The 16,266-nt window shown below is 60.6% G+C and carries 16 protein-coding genes, 1 pseudogene and 1 riboswitch; of the genes and pseudogenes, 5 read left to right on the top strand and 12 right to left on the bottom strand.

Features of this window, described 5'->3' with window-relative positions; genetic code table 11:
* Window positions 1-84: 84 nt before the first annotated feature.
* The 7 genes from ROA7023_RS18455 to ROA7023_RS18425 form a co-directional block, all read right to left on the bottom strand.
* Window positions 85-738 (bottom strand): DUF6927 domain-containing protein, encoded by a 654-nt coding sequence (locus tag ROA7023_RS18455; protein WP_085880496.1) that lies wholly within the window; start codon window positions 736-738, stop codon window positions 85-87.
* A 103-nt stretch (window positions 739-841) separates the two neighbouring features.
* A complete protein-coding gene (locus ROA7023_RS18450; protein ID WP_085880495.1) occupies window positions 842-1,435 on the bottom strand; it encodes a regulator in 594 nt (197 codons plus the stop codon).
* Between the two features lie 74 nt (window positions 1,436-1,509).
* Complete coding sequence (locus ROA7023_RS18445; protein ID WP_085880494.1) at window positions 1,510-3,492, bottom strand: ParB/RepB/Spo0J family partition protein; 1,983 nt, start codon at window positions 3,490-3,492, stop codon at window positions 1,510-1,512.
* 156 nt (window positions 3,493-3,648) lie between these two features.
* Window positions 3,649-4,038 carry a DUF3768 domain-containing protein gene (locus tag ROA7023_RS18440; protein ID WP_074788322.1) on the bottom strand — a complete coding sequence of 130 codons (390 nt, stop codon included), beginning with the start codon at window positions 4,036-4,038 and terminating at the stop codon, window positions 3,649-3,651.
* An 87-nt stretch (window positions 4,039-4,125) separates the two neighbouring features.
* On the bottom strand, window positions 4,126-4,335 hold the full coding sequence (locus tag ROA7023_RS18435; RefSeq protein ID WP_074788323.1) for a DUF6330 family protein: 210 nt from the start codon (window positions 4,333-4,335) through the stop codon (window positions 4,126-4,128).
* Window positions 4,336-4,360: 25 nt separating this feature from the next.
* Window positions 4,361-5,299, bottom strand: coding sequence for an ArdC family protein (locus ROA7023_RS18430; protein ID WP_074788324.1), 939 nt, complete (start codon window positions 5,297-5,299; stop codon window positions 4,361-4,363).
* Window positions 5,300-5,339: 40 nt separating this feature from the next.
* Window positions 5,340-5,810, bottom strand: coding sequence for a hypothetical protein (locus ROA7023_RS18425; RefSeq protein ID WP_074788325.1), 471 nt, complete (start codon window positions 5,808-5,810; stop codon window positions 5,340-5,342).
* 318 nt (window positions 5,811-6,128) lie between these two features.
* Here ROA7023_RS18425 and ROA7023_RS18420 point away from each other — a divergent pair, with 318 nt between their 5' ends.
* Together ROA7023_RS18420 and ROA7023_RS18415 are read left to right on the top strand one after the other, a co-directional pair.
* Window positions 6,129-6,479 (top strand): MbcA/ParS/Xre antitoxin family protein, encoded by a 351-nt coding sequence (locus tag ROA7023_RS18420; protein ID WP_074788326.1) that lies wholly within the window; start codon window positions 6,129-6,131, stop codon window positions 6,477-6,479.
* Window positions 6,479-6,991: an RES family NAD+ phosphorylase gene (locus ROA7023_RS18415; RefSeq protein ID WP_074788327.1), complete on the top strand. Its 513-nt coding sequence runs from the start codon at window positions 6,479-6,481 to the stop codon at window positions 6,989-6,991. Before ROA7023_RS18420 ends, ROA7023_RS18415 begins: the two co-directional genes overlap by 1 nt.
* 191 nt (window positions 6,992-7,182) lie before the next feature.
* Here ROA7023_RS18415 and ROA7023_RS18410 read toward each other — a convergent pair.
* From ROA7023_RS18410 to ROA7023_RS18390, 5 genes and pseudogenes are all read right to left on the bottom strand, one after another.
* Window positions 7,183-8,136 (bottom strand): annotated as a pseudogene (locus ROA7023_RS18410) (ParB/RepB/Spo0J family partition protein); the annotation flags it as partial.
* 169 nt (window positions 8,137-8,305) lie between these two features.
* On the bottom strand, window positions 8,306-9,517 hold the full coding sequence (gene repC / locus ROA7023_RS18405; RefSeq protein WP_074788328.1) for a plasmid replication protein RepC: 1,212 nt from the start codon (window positions 9,515-9,517) through the stop codon (window positions 8,306-8,308).
* 213 nt (window positions 9,518-9,730) lie between these two features.
* Window positions 9,731-10,663, bottom strand: coding sequence for a plasmid partitioning protein RepB (gene repB / locus ROA7023_RS18400; RefSeq protein WP_085880493.1), 933 nt, complete (start codon window positions 10,661-10,663; stop codon window positions 9,731-9,733).
* Window positions 10,647-11,840: a plasmid partitioning protein RepA gene (gene repA, locus ROA7023_RS18395; RefSeq protein WP_074788330.1), complete on the bottom strand. Its 1,194-nt coding sequence runs from the start codon at window positions 11,838-11,840 to the stop codon at window positions 10,647-10,649. Before repA ends, repB begins: the two co-directional genes overlap by 17 nt.
* A 143-nt stretch (window positions 11,841-11,983) precedes the next feature.
* On the bottom strand, window positions 11,984-12,868 hold the full coding sequence (locus ROA7023_RS18390) for a recombinase family protein (protein WP_085880492.1): 885 nt from the start codon (window positions 12,866-12,868) through the stop codon (window positions 11,984-11,986).
* 226 nt (window positions 12,869-13,094) lie between these two features.
* Here ROA7023_RS18390 and ROA7023_RS18385 point away from each other — a divergent pair, with 226 nt between their 5' ends.
* The 3 genes from ROA7023_RS18385 to ROA7023_RS18375 all read left to right on the top strand — a co-directional run bounded on the left by ROA7023_RS18385 (window position 13,095) and on the right by ROA7023_RS18375 (window position 16,107).
* Window positions 13,095-14,162 carry a hypothetical protein gene (locus ROA7023_RS18385; protein WP_085880491.1) on the top strand — a complete coding sequence of 356 codons (1,068 nt, stop codon included), beginning with the start codon at window positions 13,095-13,097 and terminating at the stop codon, window positions 14,160-14,162.
* A gap of 604 nt (window positions 14,163-14,766) precedes the next feature.
* A riboswitch (TPP riboswitch) is annotated at window positions 14,767-14,878 on the top strand.
* On the top strand, window positions 14,869-15,477 hold the full coding sequence (locus ROA7023_RS18380) for a YkoF family thiamine/hydroxymethylpyrimidine-binding protein (protein WP_085880490.1): 609 nt from the start codon (window positions 14,869-14,871) through the stop codon (window positions 15,475-15,477). It overlaps the preceding riboswitch by 10 nt.
* Before the next feature lie 138 nt (window positions 15,478-15,615).
* Window positions 15,616-16,107: an ECF transporter S component gene (locus ROA7023_RS18375; RefSeq protein WP_200812550.1), complete on the top strand. Its 492-nt coding sequence runs from the start codon at window positions 15,616-15,618 to the stop codon at window positions 16,105-16,107.
* Window positions 16,108-16,266 lie beyond the last annotated feature (159 nt).

Genomic DNA, 16,266 nt, shown 5'->3' with positions numbered 1-16,266 from the left:
GGTAATGCATTTGCATTGCCTTGTCAAGACAAGCCGCAGAATTTGCTCTCGCCGGGCAGGTCGATCAACCGTCCGACGCAGGACCTAATCTCGCCCGGCCAGAAACTCCGCCAACACCGGGCTTGACGCGCCTTTCGCGGAACTGAGGAGAGCCGATCCGGCGAGCGAGGCTTTCGAGAGGCGCACGAGGCCGCCAGTTTCTTCGATGCGATAGCACCGCCGCTTTTGCCGCCCCCGCCTGTATTGGGTGGCCGTGACGATCTGGCATGTACTGCCATCGGTGAGCGTCACAGGTGCTGCGAGCTTGATTTTGTCGCCTTCCTCGTAGTCCGGGATCGCGGCCCAGTCCCGGCAGCGCTGGCGCCAGGCCTGCGCGTAGCTGTCGGAGTCTTTCAGACCGGAGAGCAGGTTGAGCAAAGACAGTGGCGCGCGGGACTCAACGGGGCCGGCGCTTTCCTCCATGTCCTTGTAGCCCCAGCAACCGTCGTCGTAGCGCGTCAGGAACACCGCCCCGAAGGTGATGGAACCGTCTGGATCGGTGACATAGGTCGCGTCCTCGACTGGGGTGCCATCGAGATTGGTGATCCGCGCCGCAGCATACCAGGTGGAGCCGACCTTGCAGGCTTTCACCAGTTCGGTCTTGCGCGTGTCGGTCTCGAAGCTGCAAAGACGAGCGATTTCCGCTTTCTCATCCGCGTAGGTCTGGACGCGGCGGTCGGTGTAGAAGAGCCACCCCATTTCAGAGTCCTTTCTCTCATTGGGGAAAATTGTTGTCGCCAATGTCCCGAGAGGGCCGCAGGCCCGGCAGGGTATTGGCGATGCTTGTTTGAGAAAGGGCGCGTTATGCCGCCCTCCGGTCATCGATCTCCATCAGCGCATCGAGCGGTACGCGATAGGGCTGCATCGCGTCGAAATCCTCGCAATTACCGCAGTTCTGCACGATCGCGAAGGTATCGCAGGCATCCTTGAGGATGACCCGGAAGGTACCGCCAAGGCCCGAGGGCACCTCGTAGGTCCCGCCGATGAGATAGTCCGAGGCCCGGCGCACGAAGACACGGATGCTGTGGCCATCTGTGGCGAGCCGGATCGTCCCCTGCCCCCGGTCTATGAGCACCTGCACATCATCGAGGATGTCGGTGTAGAACTGGCCGGTCAGATCGCGGAATGCGATGCGCCGTTGCGCCATCCAATCCGTATCGCGAATCGGGTTCATGCCATCGGCGAAGGCGAAGGAGGGATCGGCCTGCTCGGTGGTGACGATGCGGGTGGTCGTGCCATCGATGCCGTTCGAGCGCAGATGCACGCCATTGCCGACGATGAGGATCAAGGCAGGCCGATCAATGGGCCCGTTCCAGTTGGGCAGGAAGGTCTTGCAGGCGCGCGCATGAGCGATCTGCGCCGCGACTGCGGAGGCAGAGAACTTGAGAATAGCCATGGGGATGTCTTTCGGTTGGGTGTGAGAGGGTCGACCCGCGCGGGCGGAATGTTTCGCGCGGGTCGCGTGATGCGTCAGGCCGCCTGCGCGACCTCTCCGTCAGGTTCCGGGGTTTCCACGATGGGCGCCGTCTCATCACAGGCGACACCGGCGGTCTGCATCATGGGCGGGCACCAGGCGGCCACCGCAGCGCGCTGCGCGTCCGTGAGCGTGGCGAAGGGCTCGGCAAAGAGCTTGTCGCAGAAGGCGACGATCTCCTTCTTGCTCGACGAGGCCAGCGTTACCGCCTCCTGGGCGAGACCCAGATCCTCGCCAAGGATCTTCAGGAGCCAGGCCTTCTTGAAGCGGTTGAACAGCGCCGCGTTCGGCGTCCAATGTGCGCGAATGTCGGGCATGACCTCGATCTCGAACTCATGCATCAGGCTGTCGCGCCTAGGATCCCGCGCGAAGCAGGACTGCGTGGTGCTGGCCGTGGCATAGGCCACGAGCTTGGCCTTCTCACCCGCATCGAGCGCGCGAAACGCCGCGAACTGATCGGCGGGCGCGCGGGCGTCATCGAGCCAGGACAGATCAAGCGCATCATGCGCTGCCGCCACCTGCTCGAGCGAGGTCTCGTCGATCTCGTCCATCTTGGCGTGGTTGCGGTATTCTTTGCGGGCCTCGATCTTGATCGCCTGCGTCACGGCCATTCCGCTGTACAGAACGTCACTCACCAGCTTGAAGAGCGTCAGGTCAAGCGTGGCCTCCGGATGCAGCGCCATCGCGGCGCCAAGGGCCATGGCCCGCTCTGTCTTGAGATCCTCAGCCAGCGAGGCCGGGTAGCTGATCTCGCCAGCGTCCGGGGCCTCCTCCCCCGTCTGGTTACTCGAGGAGCCGCGCGCGCCCTCCTCTTTCACGGTGTCCTCGGGGCGCACGAGTCCCACATGGAGCGTGACCTTACCGCCCGACCACGACGCAATCACCCCAGAGCGCGCGAGGTCCTCGGCGCTGTAGGCCTCCTGCAGGTCGCGGGCTTCCTCTTCCAGGGCGTCCACGCGGTCGTCGAGAGCAGTGTAGGCGTCCTCCTCGAGCCCCTCGTCCTCCATCTCGAGCTGCAGTTTCTCGAGCTCGGCGGTGATCTCATCGATGCGCTTCTGGGCGGCCTCATCCGGCTCGATCGGGCCGGGATAGACGCGACCGAAGTCGGCCATGGTCGCGTAATCATAGCGCACCATCGCATCCGCCCAGGCAAAGCCCAGCCTCATACGGGCGTCCTCGGCGGCGGCACCGAGCTTCTCGAGCAGGATGGTCTCAACCAGCGCCGCATCCTCGAGCACGGAATGCTCTTCCAGAAGATCAGCCGCGACAGCGCCGCCTCGTGCCACGTAGTCTTCGCGCACGAAGGCCCCGATATCGTCGCTGACCTGCACCCCGCGGGATTTGAGCGACTGACGGACGGTATAGGCCTGCAGATAGCCGCCGTCTTTCGTAAGCGCCTCGAAGACCTCGCGCTGCGCCTCCTGGCTCGGGTGCTCGGCGAAAGCCTTCATCGTGTCGAGCGTGATCACCTTGGCCCGGGCCGCGGCGCGGATGTCGGGGTGGATCAGGCCGTAGCGCAACCGGCCTTTCACGGCAGCGACGGTCGTGCCGAATGTTTTGGCGATCGTCTCGGGCGTCTGGCCGTCGACCTCCATCATCCGGGCGAAGGCCTCGAACTCGTCGATCGCGTTCATCGGTGCCTGGGTGACGTTCTCAGCGAGCGACAGGGCTGTGGTCACGTCGCAATCGTCCGGAACAAGTCGGCAGTCCACCTTGGTCTTCGCGGTGAACCCCTTGGCAGCCTTGTCAGCGACCAGCTCCTTCAGCGCGGCGTGACGCCGGCCGCCGGCGAGCACGGCGTATTTACCATCGATCTTCTGGACCAGGAGCGGCTGGAGCAGGCCCAGCACGGCGATGCTGGCTTTGAGATGCGCGATGTTCTCGGGGTCATAGGTTTCCGGGGATTTGCTACGCACATTGGCGGGATGCGCAATTAGCTCGCCAATTGCGACAGTGAAAGGGGCAAAGTTTGCGGTCATGGGATGTCCTTTTCGATAGGTATGAAACGGTCTGCGCGATCATCCGCGCGACCAATCCCCGGGTTCGGGGATCAAAACGACAAAAGGCCTGCTTTGCCCTTTGAGGGTCAGCGGGCCTTGAGTGTCGGAGGTGTAGGATTGAGGCTGCCCCCTGCCCTACCAGTCGCGCGCCAGCATGATGGTCAGCACGCGCATGGTGGTCGCGGGGTTGTCCGGGGTCTCGGCCCCGTATCGGAAATCCGAGTCAGCCTCGTAGAGATCGATTTTCCAGAACACGGTCTCACCCCGGATCTCGACCGCCCCGAAATCGTGCCAGCCTTCGGGGTCGTTTTCGGGCTCAAACGTCTCGAACGTGCCCGTGGCCTTTACTGCCTCCGCCATGAAGCCATCATCGGCCTCCATGAGCGAACGGGTGACATGCATGCGGCCCTGGATGGGCTGCGCGGGCGGGATGCCGAGACAGGCGAGCTGGCGGAACGCGTCGTTCTGTGCGGCGATTACGGTCGGGTCCGGGCGGTCTGTCTGGGATTGAGCGGTACTGGTCATGGGGCTCTCCTTTGAGAAGTTGAAACACCCTTCTCAAAGCCTGCTTTTTCTTTTCCACGTGGCGGAAGAACCGAGGCCGAAGGTGCCTTACCCGAACAGCCGTCTGCCTCTGTAGTTCGGGTTGGGGATGGTTTCGATCCAGCCGCCCTTTTCCGTGATGCTCTCAAGCGCTGCCGAGAGCGGATAAGCACCCTCGGACTGGCTCCACCAATAGGCACCGCGTTCGAAGGTGATGATCCTGCGGTGACCACCAGGGAAACAGGCGACCCGCAGCGTCTTTGGGTCCTTGTGTGACATGGGAATCTCCGTTTGCGGGGTGTTATCAGGCAGCCTCGGCGCTGCCCCCTGCCCTGCCCGCCTCCGAGCTGGCGATCAGGTAGTCACAGGCGCGCTGCGCATCCGCGGCGTGCTTGAAGATCGCGGTTTTGTCCGAGCGCAAAACGCGCAGCCAGTTGTAGAGGTAAGCGGCATTCATCTCGAGCGTATGCGCCGTGAACCCAAGCTCCTGTCCCAGGAAACAGGAGGTCAACTCGGCCACAATCTCTTCGCGGGCATAAGAAGTATTGCCGAACCGCGAGAGACCATAATCGCGGTTCAGCCGATGCGGGGCTTTCGTGGCATGGGCAAGCTCATGCGCCCAGACCCCGTAGAAATTGCGCGGGTCCTGAAACCGCGTGACCTGCGGCATGTAAACCTTGTCCACCGGCGGCAGGTAGTAGGCCTCGCCGCCCGCGAATACCGTGGTGATGTCGATCGCATCGAAGAATGTCTGCATATACGGGATGGGCTCTGCAGGGGGATGTTCGGGCGTTGGCTCCGGGTCTGGGTAGAAGCTGTCGGGCAGACCCTCGATCTGGCAGCCATTGAACACGCGATATGATTTCTGGAAGCGGAAGATCCGAGCCTCCTCGGAGTGATCATCGCCATCGCCGCAGTCGTCGTCGTTATCGGCGCCTTTCCGACTTTGGCCGTAATACACCACGACGGAGGACTTTTCGCCCTTGCGGACCTTTGCGTCCAACGCATTGGCCTGCGGCAGCGTCATCCAGAAGGGCGAGCTGTGGCCTGCCATCACGGTCCGCATGGTCAGCAGGAAGTTGTTCACCCCCAGGTAGGGCTCACCGCCCACGCGCAGGGGACGAGAGCTGCCACCTGCCGTCCAGGGCTTGCGCCACGGCAGGACGCCGCGCTCGATGATGCGGATGATTTCGTTTGTGATGACCTCGGAGGCATCGAATTTGGGCGTGCGGGATCGGGCCATGGCTGGCGTCCTTTCGTGTGTTGATGAGAGAGAATGGGATTCAGGTTGACCGACGGGTGCGCGGGTCGTTGGCGATCCTCGCACCGAGCTTTTCGACCATGTCGATGTAGGTGGTCAGTGGGATGGACCTGCCGGGACCCCAAGATTCAGGGTCGATCGATCCGTCCCGCGGCACGCGGGGCAGGTTCGCGAAGGCGATCACATCGGTGACGGGTCGGATATCGATGAAGGGCGTCCTTCGTGCGACCGCAAGAGCGGCCAAGGGCAAGCGCTCGATCGGCGCGAGCGTGGACACGGTGGTCCAACCGAGATGGATGAACGTCCCGCCATGTCCGCAGATCACATGCGCGTCCGGCAATGTCGCCGCCTGCCTGAGATAGCCGAGATCGCGCAACACAGTCTCGCGTTCGAGCCGCCGCGCCAGCTCGGTCTTGCCGGTTCGGCGCAATTCCTTGTGCCGCCACCAGGAGGCAGCGGTCGCGCGCAACACGCGCAAGACACCTGTTTGCATGGGAATGCCCTTCGTCAAGAAAGACAGACCGGAATCCGGCCCGGACCCATTTGAGGGACCCCAAAGGCCCTCATCCGTCAGTCACAAAACCCGAAGGACACTTTCACTTTTTGGCGGGCAGAACCGACAGGGCTGGCAGCTTCTTCAAATATACGTCTCAGGCAGTGCTCAAAGCACCAAGACCTGCGGCATTTTCCAAGATGTGCGTGTTACCGGGACATGAATTTCTTGGGAGAAACGCGGAGTTCACTGCTGTTGACTTGATATTCGGTAATATTGCCGCTATATACCGTCATAATGACCGTATGGAGTAACGTTATGCACATCACAAACTTTGCAGAAGGCGGACAGTTTGAACCGCGCAAGATCGCAGCAGCGCTGCGCACCTCGGCAGAGGAGATCGCAATGACGGTTGGTCTTGGCAAGGATGCCATGCAGCGGCGGAGCCGTATCAGCTCGGACAAGACACAGCGCCGTTTGCGCGAACTGGTCGAAGTGCTCAACAAGGTCGAGCCGCGGTTCGGGTCGGAACTGATGGCTTATGCCTGGTATCGCTCAGAGCCCCTGCCCGGGTTTGACGGCCGGACCGCGATGCAGTTGGTGCAGGACGGCAAGGCGCAGCAGGTTCTCGAATACATAGACGCGGTCGACGCAGGCGTGTTTGCCTGATGCCTCTTAACGCTGGGCGTTATACAGGTCCGCTCTACCGCGCCCTCAACCCTGTCTATGCGCGTGAACCTCTCTCTGGGCGTGGTGCTGAACTCTATGGAGGGCGATTCAACGCGAAGGGCACCCCGGCCCTCTACACCGCGCTCGACCCAACCACGGCGTTGCGCGAAGCCAACCAGGTGGGAAGCCTGCAGCCCACGATCCTTGTGTCCTACGCTGCCGACCTTGGCCCGATTCTTGATACCCGCAACGCAGACGCAGTTGCGCAATACGGAATGACAAAAGGCACACTCGCAGATCCGGGCTGGCGCGCAAGGATGCTCGATGGGCAAACTGTTCCGACGCAGGACTTTGCCGCCAGTCTCATCACTGACGGCTTTGCAGGCCTTCTGATCCGAAGCTTTGCCAAGGGGACATCGGCGGTAGACTACAACATTGTTCTGTGGCGCTGGACTGGCGAAGGATGCAGACTTGACGTCGTGGATGATGAAGGCCGACTGTCCCGGATGTAAGAAAGCTTGCTTAGCGCGCCACCATCCTGATGTTCTGAGAGGTCAGTGCCGATCGGCATTCCACCGGGGGTGACGACGGTGCCCGCACCTAGGTCGCCGACAGCTGCCAGCCGGACACCGCGGCATAGGCCCCCTGCGTCATCAACATCATGGACAGCAGAAGCCTCATGTAGCTTGTCCGGGAGCCGTCCCGCACCTTCATCATCCGTCATTGGCGCCGGGTCACCGGACAGTCGCCGCAGCGCGTGGTTGTCGCCGCAGGGCAGGTCAAGTGCGGCCTCGATCCATTTCCAGCCTTCAACCGCAGTCGTCTCAGTTTCAGCCTCAGCCTGGATTTTCTCCGTCACCAGCCGATCGAGCAGGGCAGGGTCCTCCAGCCAGCCACCATCATCGCCCTGAAAGAGATCATGCAGCATCGTGCCACCCGCGGCTTCATAGGCATCAACACCGACAAAGACCGCGCGCCGGTCTGAGGCCCGGACCGAGGTCTCGGTCAGCATGCGCCGGATCTGGAATGGCTCCTTGTTCCAGGATGATTGGATCACATCCCAGACCTGAACTTGACGCGCGTGATCGGGGTTCACAGTGAAGGCCATGAGCTGCTCCAGCATCATGCCATCCCCGGCATAGACCTCAAGCAGGGCAGGGGCGACGGAGGCAAGTTTGAGGCGCTGCTTCATGATCTGCGGCGTGACGAAGAAGGCGGCAGCAATCTCTGCAGCGCTCTGACCCTTGTCGCGCAGGGACGCAAACGCGCGGAACTGGTCGAGCGGGTGGAGGGCGACGCGCTGCATGTTTTCAGCAAGGGAATCGTCCTCGGCAAGGATGTCGAACGCAGCATCGCGCACGATGCAGGGAATGGGCGTCGTCTTCGCCAAACGCTTCTGCTTCACCAGCAGTGACAATGCTTGGAACTGACGGCCCCCGGCAGGGATTTCGAACTTGCCGGTTTCTGCGCCATCGTCACCCAATACGGGCCACACGCTCAGGCCTTGCAAAAGACCGCGGCGAGCGATGTCTTCGGCCAGTTCTTCGAGGGACACGCCAGCCTTGATGCGCCAGACTTTGGACTGGCTCAGCAAGAGCTTGTCGAAAGGGATATCCCGGGATGGGGACAGGGTAATTTTCTGGGCAGCTTTCGTCATCAGATATTCTCCACGACGGGCGCAGGAAGTCACTCTCCCGATCTCATTTCCCGGCACCCTCAAACCAACATTCCTTTCCTTTTCGATGACCGTATGGTTGCCGAGGGACGACTTAACAGCTGTTAAGTCATGCCAACTCAGCCCCGTCGCCATCCAAACTTAACAGCTGTTAAGCCGCACTTCGCCGACCGATCAGAGCCATCACCATCGGACCGCAAGAGAATTCGCCCGCCGCTGCCTTGGATGTCAGCGCCCGCAAGTACCCACCCGGTGATCTGATGTCTGAAAAACGTTCCAGCATGGCCACGACGACAATCGAGGCTTGCTCTGGTCCCATACAGCGCTGCGCTTCTTCCCAAGCGGAAACACTGATCCCCATGGCGGGCCGCACATGACAGGCCGCGTCGAAAAGCTGGTGCCAATGTCGGACGTCGCCCTGATAGAAGGTCTTGAGCGACGGGCAGCTTGCGATTACCAGATGGAGCGGGATTTTCGGCACCCGCCTCGTGTCCGGCTCTTCCACGTCAGCCTCAGGCCCACATGCATCAGCTTCTGGCGCACCGGCCGCCGCCCCGCCTTTTTCTAAGGCTGGTTCAATATCTATAGATTCTTTATTTGAATTATGATGGTGACGCTCAAAATGGGCATCATTGGTGTTCATTTCTTCTGTTTCAGGACCATCAATGACGTTGCGCGCCTGATCGAGAAGGGTCTCCAGTTCGGTCCGATAGGACGATAGATCCTCTAGTGAAAGCTTGCGTCGAAGAGCACGGGCTGTGAGGGCCGCCGTATCGCGGAGCTGGTCCCATAGGCCAAGCCCGGGCTGAATCTCATCACCGAACTCCGCCAGAGCGGCCAGGTCGCGACGCATGAGGCTTACGACCTCCCTAAGGCGCCGCACTCGGTCTTCGGCCTCTCGCACAGCCTCTGCTGCCCGTGCAATCTCCTCTGCGCGGCAATAGAGGGGGGATAGGTCGAAGCCAAAGGCCACGCGCTCCTCACCACGCTTGCGTACATAGCGCTTCCCATTGGGACTATCCCGCCGCATGAGCAGGCCTGCCTCCACCAAGCGGGCCAAATGACGGCGCATCGTAGAGCAAGGCATCCCGTTCAACCGCTCACAGATCGCCTTGTTGGATGGGAAGACGACCATTTCGGTGTTCCCGCCAAGCGCATCATCCGGAAAGAAGCTGAGAAGCCCCTGAAGAACGGTCAGATCGCGCTCAGAAATCCCGAAGGCAGCTTGCGCCTTGGATAGCTCGCGCAAAAGCTCCCACTTGTTGACAGGCTTGCTCGGGACAGATGCCTCGGGTCGCTCGATCACGCGCAGATGGGCGTGCGAGATCGGCCGCATAAACGGCGAAATCGGTGTGTACTCCATGAAAATATTCACGAAGGCAAAATTTGAGTGGCCCGCGAATCGCTTTGCGCTTGCGGGATAGGGGCCAGATCGCTACATTCAGAGGTGCGAAAACTGAAGTTTTGTAGCGGGCTGGTCCCGTCCGAAACCTAAGAAAGGTCTCGTGAAGCTAGCTTCTCGGGGCCTTTTTCATTCTTGCCTGTATCGTGCCTCCTTTTTGTTGGTTGCTCTTCCTCAGTCTTCTGATCGCTTCCAGCGCTCATGAAGCTCGGCAAGCAGCTGCGGGGCGTTGCCCTCAAGCCAGCTGACAAATTCTGTGTCCTCGGACTTCAACTCAAGCTTGAGTTGCTTGCCACGGCGTCCGGTCGTGACGGTTGCGGCACCGACCCCCGGAATGACCATGCCGGGTTGGCCGCGCGGGCGAGTCGATGATGTGGGATGCTCGGTCTTTCCCGCCGCAGAAAGTACCGCCAAAAACGCCCTGTCGGACTTCTCATCGATTCCACCTGATTGGACCGACTTGGTTTCATTGGCCAAGGCTGCGAGACGCGCGTGGTCCACATCCGCAGCCCCGAGACACTTCTTGAGTTCTTCCCATCGGGGCCGGCCGATCCCAGGTGCCGCACCGATGGCCAAGACAAGATCCTCTCCTACTGTGCGGACAACACTTAACAGCTGCGAAACCCCAGCCTCAGTCAGATTAAGAACCTCGGCAACGCCCTTGTTGGTGCGCTCTGACTCGCCCAGATGGTCTCCATCAAGCAAGGCAGCGGCTACGAGCGCGCGTTCGATAAAACTCAGATCTCGCCGCTCTTGGTTTTCCAGCAGCTGATCGCGGAGCGCCTGATCGCCCTCCATTTCCGTGACAATTGCGCGGACCTTGATCCCAAGTTCTCTGCAAGCCTTAAGGCGACGGCGGCCATAGATCAGGCTATAGCGATCACCCTCAAGCGGGCGCACCAGTATCGGAACACGTTGGCCGTTTTTGAATATTGATGCCTTCAGACCCTCAATCTCGATCTGCAGTCGGTCATCAAGCCTTCCTGCAGTCTCAATATGGTCGGGGTCGATTTCGAAAACACCACCACGGAGCCTGCGTCCCTCAAGAGCGTCAGGCGCGTTGCGCAGGGTCTGCAATGGCAGGCCCAGTTTAGGCTTTCTTGCCATTGCGTCCCCACGTATTTTGAATGATCGCTGCAATCTCGTCGTTTACGGCGTTCATGGAATCGATCGCGCGATCGAAAGTCTGGCGAGTGAAGTCCTTCTTGTCGGCCTCGTAGAGACTCTGCTTTGTAAGCCCCGCATCCGAGATCGCAGTCGACTCAACCATATGGTTGGTCAGGACCGACCTGCCGAACAGACCCCGGATGAAGGCAATGACCTCGGTTTGCGGGGCGTCTCCCACCTTGTATCGGGTTGGCAGGAAACGCAGCCAGTCAAAGCGAAGGTTTGCGCCAGCGTCCCGGATGACGCCAAGCAGATCAGCGGTCATTCGCAGAAACTGCGACATGGACATCAGATCGAGCATTTGCGGGTGAACGGTTACAAGCACGCCGGAGGATGCTGAAAGGGCGGACATGGTCAAGAAACCAAGCTGCGGCGGACAGTCGATGACGACAACGTCATAGTCCGCTTCGACACTATCGAGTGCGTCACGCACACGGGCAAAAAACGCGCGGGCGCCGCCGCGCTGGATGGCTGCCGGCGTCTCATGTTCAAATTCCATGAGCTCTAGGTTCCCGGGGATAAGGTCGAGACCTCGGATATAGGTTTTACGGATTACTTCCGAGATCGGGACCGGTTCATCGTAGCGAACCGCGTCATACAGCGTGCCTCCTTCCATCAGGTCCAGCTCAGGCTGGATGCCATGCAGCGCGGAAAAGGATGCTTGGGGATCCAGATCGATCGCAAGAACACGATATCCTTTGAGAGCCAAACGCTGTGCAAGGTGAGCGGATGTTGTCGTTTTCCCGGAGCCGCCTTTGAAGTTCACAACAGAAACAATCTGAAGCTCGTCACCGGCACGACGCCCCGGAACGTAGGTTCCAGGCTTCTTCGCGTTTGCCTCGAGGGCCTGGCGTATCTCCCAAATATCATCGAGTGTATATCGCCGGTGGCTGCCCGCGGTGGTTTCGACGTCAGCTATCTTTCCCTCTCGATGGAGCTTGCGAAGGTAGGTATGATCGACGCCAAGCAACTCGGCTGCCTCTCCGCTAGTCAGGCTGCGCATGACTTTCTTGGCGTCGGGAGGAAAGTGGGCCGCACGTTGCGCATGGAGGTTAGACGCGAGAAGCTCTGCGTAGTGCCCTATGGCAATGTCTAGGTCCTGCTCAGCTTCGCTCATCCCTGCCTCGATTCGTGGGCGCGTTTTTTATGTGTCCGCGCGTTATTTATCGAGACTATTGCCTCAGCTATTAGATTCGCGCAAGCACTTTCTAGATATGGTGTGGTTCAGACACATAGACACAAGCGAAGGCACTGCTGAATTTAGTCAAGCAACCCCAGTTTCTCTGCGCGTTCTAGAAGCATTTTCACCGATGACGGCTGCCACTTGGATCTTCCGCGCGGTGTCCGCTCACGCATAGTCTCTAGCCGATCAGAAATCGCCTGAAGCGTCATGTTGGGATCTGCGCCCTTGATGCCAGCAATAATGGCGGGTAGGCGGTCGTCCGTTTCGCGGCGTCCGGCACGTGCCAAGACGGATTCAGGCAGAAAGCCGTCGCGGACATAGGTTTTCACGGCGCGAAGCAGGCGACTTTGCGTCCAGCGCCTAGCCTCAGGCAAGGGGCCATTGACGATGCGCAGCACGTCTTCCCAAGCCATGTCGGGGCGAAGGCGGCGCACATGGGGCACCCAATCTTGCGCCGTCTCGTTCAGCCGCTGCATGTAGCCGTCCTGCCGCGCCAGCCGTACTTTGCGCAGCGCCGATGGATCGCGGGCACGCAGCCCAGGGTTCCCGCCCACGCGTCCTTTGGTCCTTGCGCTCGCCAAGCCGGCCTTCGTGCGTTCCCGGATCAGGGCGCGCTCAAACTCGGCTGCAGCACCGAGGACCTGAAGCGTGAACTTGCCTTGCGGCGAGGCAGTGTCGATCGGGTCTTGAATGGAACGAAAGAACGCGCCCTTCGCCTCAAGCCGCTCGATCACCTCCAAGAGATGCGACAGCGATCGCGCCAGACGATCAATGCGCACGACAACCAGCGTGTCGCCCTTGGTCACGCGCTCCAACACGCGCGCGAGGACTGGCCGCGCACGATTGCCGCCAGAGGCTTGTTCCTCATGAATCTCGGCACAACCCGCGGATTTCAGGGCCTGCGACTGGGGCAGGGGGGTCTGATCCTCGGTTGAAACGCGGGCGTAGCCGATTAAGGGCATCAAAACAGTCTTTTTGCAGTTTCATATAGCGCCACTAAACGACCGTTTGTAAACGAGTGCAAGGACATGCTTTCTGCGGCTACCCACTAGAAATCCCTTGGTTTGCATACAGCCAGCGCAATGAGAGAGCACTCGCAAAGCATCGCGCGCGCGTGCTATATGACGTATGCGGGCGCACCCCGACAAAACCCTTGGGTAAAATGCAAAAGCGCCGTATTTTGCACATATGAAACCTCAAGTGCCTTCTCAGTATGATGAATCTGGCGACTTCGTAATCGCTGCGGAGGAGACCGAACAGACGTCCGAGGGCGACCTGTGGTTCCTGCCCGGTCCTATGGAAGAGGAACCAGATTATCTGCCGCACGGACCACGAGTAGAACCGCGTGAAACCTCAGTCCTCGACGATTGGCGACGCGCCGAGGCGGGCAATGCCGCCCCTCTCGCCCGTGTGGCCGGTCGGATCGGCGCGCTGGACGACCGCCTGATGCGCGGCCCGGAAGGATGGCGACACCGCCTTGCGCTGACCGAGGCGGCTGACCTTAGTTGGTTTGCGGGCGATCGGATCGGCCCGGATCGGCTGGCGCTCTGGGTTTCCATGCGCCTGTCCGGCGTGCAGGATGACACCGGGGCGCTCGCGCGTGTCGGATGGGCAGTGCGGCGTCTTACCGGTGGTCCCGGCCCGGAGGTTGACCTGTCCGCATTCCTCGACCGCCGTGACCCCGAAAACATGGCCGATGAAGCCGAGCCCTTCGCAGATCGTGCGGGTGGTTGGCTCAACCTGATGGCGCAAGCCGCCGACCTGCATCCGATCACCCGCGCCTGCATGGGCTTTCACCTCTGGAGCCTCGCTGGCCTCGGGCAGCAGGGCGATCGGATGGAAGCAGCGGTTACCGCCGCGCGCATTGCGGCCAGCGAAGGGAAAGGGGCAGCCTTCGCACCTCTGGCAATGGGCGGGGCAAAGGGGCTGCGCGCCGGGGGCCCACCAGCTGAACGCTTCGTACGTTGGCTCGAGGGAACGGAGACGGCATGCCTGGCCGCGATGCGGCACCTTGATGATATCGAGGCTTGGGCGTCGCGAGCAGAAACTGAAATGACCCCGCTTTCGGGCAAGACGCCCCGGGCCCTGCGTGTCGTGCTGACTGATTGGCCCATCGTTTCCGCTGCGATGGCCGAGGCCATAACCAGCTCCAGTCGCGCGGCCGTTCAGCGTAACCTCGCCTGGATGGAAGAGCATTGCCTGATCCGGGAGGTGACGGGAAGCGGCAGGTTTCGGATGTGGCGCGCAGCGTTTTGATACATGGTGATAGCACCAGCCATCGTATCAGGCTCATAACCTGAAGGTCACAGGATCAAATCCTGTCCCCGCAACCAAAATCCTTATCATTATCAATGACATGCGCCCCGCCTAACCGCGGGGCTTTTGCATGCCCGCAACCCAGGTCAACAATAGGTCAACAAAATCGCGAAAACCGCAGCGAATCCAGTCGGATAGTAGCCACGCAGGACCCCGACCGCGCCAAAACCGCAGCAGGCCGCGCTCAACCGGAGCGAAGGCTGATCTGTAGCGTGGCAAGCTCAGCCGACGACATGCCGCCCTGCACTTGATCCCGCAAAGCCAAAAGGTCGTCCTGTCGGAGCTGCCCGAGCGCCGGGCAGTAAAGTGCGACCGAACGGTTCAGCCCGGATAGACTGTTCCATAGTATTTCGTCTTCTTGGAGGCCTTTCGATATACCCACTACCAAAACGCAAGGTAGACGGCGCCTCTTGACTGTTGATCTGCCGAGTACGTGATCCAGTTGGTAATGGGCGTGGCTCCCACAAGATGAATGCAGTCCATTCACAAATCCTTGCGCAGGTTCGGGTTTACTGTTGCATCGCGACGGCGAACTGATAGCGTCCAGCTCAATCAGGGGTGCTCCGTAATGTCGGGGCTGAGATGTCGGGCGCAAGCCTGCGGACCCTTTAGCTGATCTGGGTAATGCCAGCGGAGCGAGGTGAAAATGTTTTCCGGCGCACAGATTTCTTTGTATCCCATGGCGGACGATTTCGTGTCTGTGATCATGGCTGCCTTAACGGGCCTTGATCCCTGGCGCGAGGCGCTTCGGATCGAGACGGACGATATCTCGACATTGTTGGTTGGTCCGCCAGAGGTATTGTTTGCGGCAATGCGTGATTTGTTCGTCCGTGCTGCTCAAACCGGCGTGCATTGCGTGTTGTCAGCGGCTGTGTCGCGCGGCTGTCCGGGGGAACCGGACGATCCGATCTGCATGGCCCAAGGCGGGTTTGCCCGCGACCTTGCGCTGCCAGATCGCATCGCGGCGGCGCGGGCCAATGTTGGACTTGCCGCCGTCACGGGGCAGGACGTTGCGGCACAATTCTCGCTGTATCCCTTGGGTGAAGGCCCACATATGGACGAGATCTATGGCTGTATCGACTTTCTGAAAGCGTCGGGCACGTTTGACCGCTCCAAGAATTTCTGCACGAGGCTGCGGGGCGACGCGGGGCCGGTGTTTGCCACGTTGTGCGAAGCCTTCACCAACTTTGGCACCGTGGCGGGGCATGTCGTTCTTGATGTGACCGTATCGGCCAACAGCCCCAGCGCACGCTGATCCGCCGCCGCCCGGCGGGCGGCATCCCCCTGACTGACCTGAAAAAGGAGTTGTCGCGATGTCGGCACAAACATGGACCATGCGTGAGACTTTGATTGTCGTTTTTCTGGGAGCTGTCTTTGGCGTTCTCTATCTTGGCTGGGTGCAGGTCTGGCTGGTGGCTCAGGCGATCTTTGGCCCTGTGACGATGGATGTTGTGATGTTATCGTCTCGATCATCGCAGCCAGCATCATCCGCAAGCCCGGTGTGGCGCTGGCCGCTGAAGTGCTTGCGGCGGCGGTGCAGATTCTGTTGGGCAGTCCTGCCGGGTTGTTGCTTTTGCTGACAGGGTTGGTGCAGGGCGCGGGTGCCGAAGCAGTTTTCGCGGCGACCGGTTGGCGCAACTACCGACTGCCGGTGCTGATGGCTGCTGGGGCCGGGGCGGCAGTGTTTTCGTTTGCGTATACTTGGGTGCGCTTTGACTACGGCGCGCTGGAGCCTGCAATCCTTGTGGTGATGTTCACCTTGCGTCTGGCGAGCGGGGCGCTGTTGGGCGGCTTGCTGGGTCATCTCATCGTCCAGGCGCTTTACAAGACCGGGACACTGGCAGGGCTGGGCATCGACCGTGACCGCCAGGCCCCACTTGACTGAACCGGTTGCGGCTTGGCGAGAGGTGGCTGTTCCCTGAATCGGTGACTTCGCAGTCGACATTTGTTGATTTACCTATTGAGGTAAAGCACTTAGCCTTCATCTGAGATTAACCCTGCAGGTGAGCTCAGATGACCGACTTTATTGTCAAGAAACTGCCCT

Origin of the sequence: Roseisalinus antarcticus, assembly GCF_900172355.1 — a bacterium.
In the GTDB taxonomy this organism is placed as follows: Bacteria; Pseudomonadota; Alphaproteobacteria; order Rhodobacterales; family Rhodobacteraceae; genus Oceanicola; species Oceanicola antarcticus_A.
Note: the sequence above shows the minus strand (reverse complement) of the source record. Positions and strands in the feature narration are given on the sequence as shown.

Excerpts from the sequence above, each read along its gene's own strand:
- ROA7023_RS18455 (WP_085880496.1), bottom strand. The coding sequence starts at position 738 with ATGGGGTGGCTCTTCTACACCGACCGCCGCGTCCAGACCTACGCGGAT.
- ROA7023_RS18450 (WP_085880495.1), bottom strand. The coding sequence starts at position 1,435 with ATGGCTATTCTCAAGTTCTCTGCCTCCGCAGTCGCGGCGCAGATCGCT.
- ROA7023_RS18445 (WP_085880494.1), bottom strand. The coding sequence starts at position 3,492 with ATGACCGCAAACTTTGCCCCTTTCACTGTCGCAATTGGCGAGCTAATT.
- ROA7023_RS18440 (WP_074788322.1), bottom strand. The coding sequence starts at position 4,038 with ATGACCAGTACCGCTCAATCCCAGACAGACCGCCCGGACCCGACCGTA.
- ROA7023_RS18435 (WP_074788323.1), bottom strand. The coding sequence starts at position 4,335 with ATGTCACACAAGGACCCAAAGACGCTGCGGGTCGCCTGTTTCCCTGGT.
- ROA7023_RS18430 (WP_074788324.1), bottom strand. The coding sequence starts at position 5,299 with ATGGCCCGATCCCGCACGCCCAAATTCGATGCCTCCGAGGTCATCACA.
- ROA7023_RS18425 (WP_074788325.1), bottom strand. The coding sequence starts at position 5,810 with ATGCAAACAGGTGTCTTGCGCGTGTTGCGCGCGACCGCTGCCTCCTGG.
- ROA7023_RS18420 (WP_074788326.1), top strand. The coding sequence starts at position 6,129 with ATGCACATCACAAACTTTGCAGAAGGCGGACAGTTTGAACCGCGCAAG.
- ROA7023_RS18415 (WP_074788327.1), top strand. The coding sequence starts at position 6,479 with ATGCCTCTTAACGCTGGGCGTTATACAGGTCCGCTCTACCGCGCCCTC.
- repC (WP_074788328.1), bottom strand. The coding sequence starts at position 9,517 with ATGGAGTACACACCGATTTCGCCGTTTATGCGGCCGATCTCGCACGCC.
- repB (WP_085880493.1), bottom strand. The coding sequence starts at position 10,663 with ATGGCAAGAAAGCCTAAACTGGGCCTGCCATTGCAGACCCTGCGCAAC.
- repA (WP_074788330.1), bottom strand. The coding sequence starts at position 11,840 with ATGAGCGAAGCTGAGCAGGACCTAGACATTGCCATAGGGCACTACGCA.
- ROA7023_RS18390 (WP_085880492.1), bottom strand. The coding sequence starts at position 12,868 with ATGCCCTTAATCGGCTACGCCCGCGTTTCAACCGAGGATCAGACCCCC.
- ROA7023_RS18385 (WP_085880491.1), top strand. The coding sequence starts at position 13,095 with ATGAAACCTCAAGTGCCTTCTCAGTATGATGAATCTGGCGACTTCGTA.
- ROA7023_RS18380 (WP_085880490.1), top strand. The coding sequence starts at position 14,869 with ATGTTTTCCGGCGCACAGATTTCTTTGTATCCCATGGCGGACGATTTC.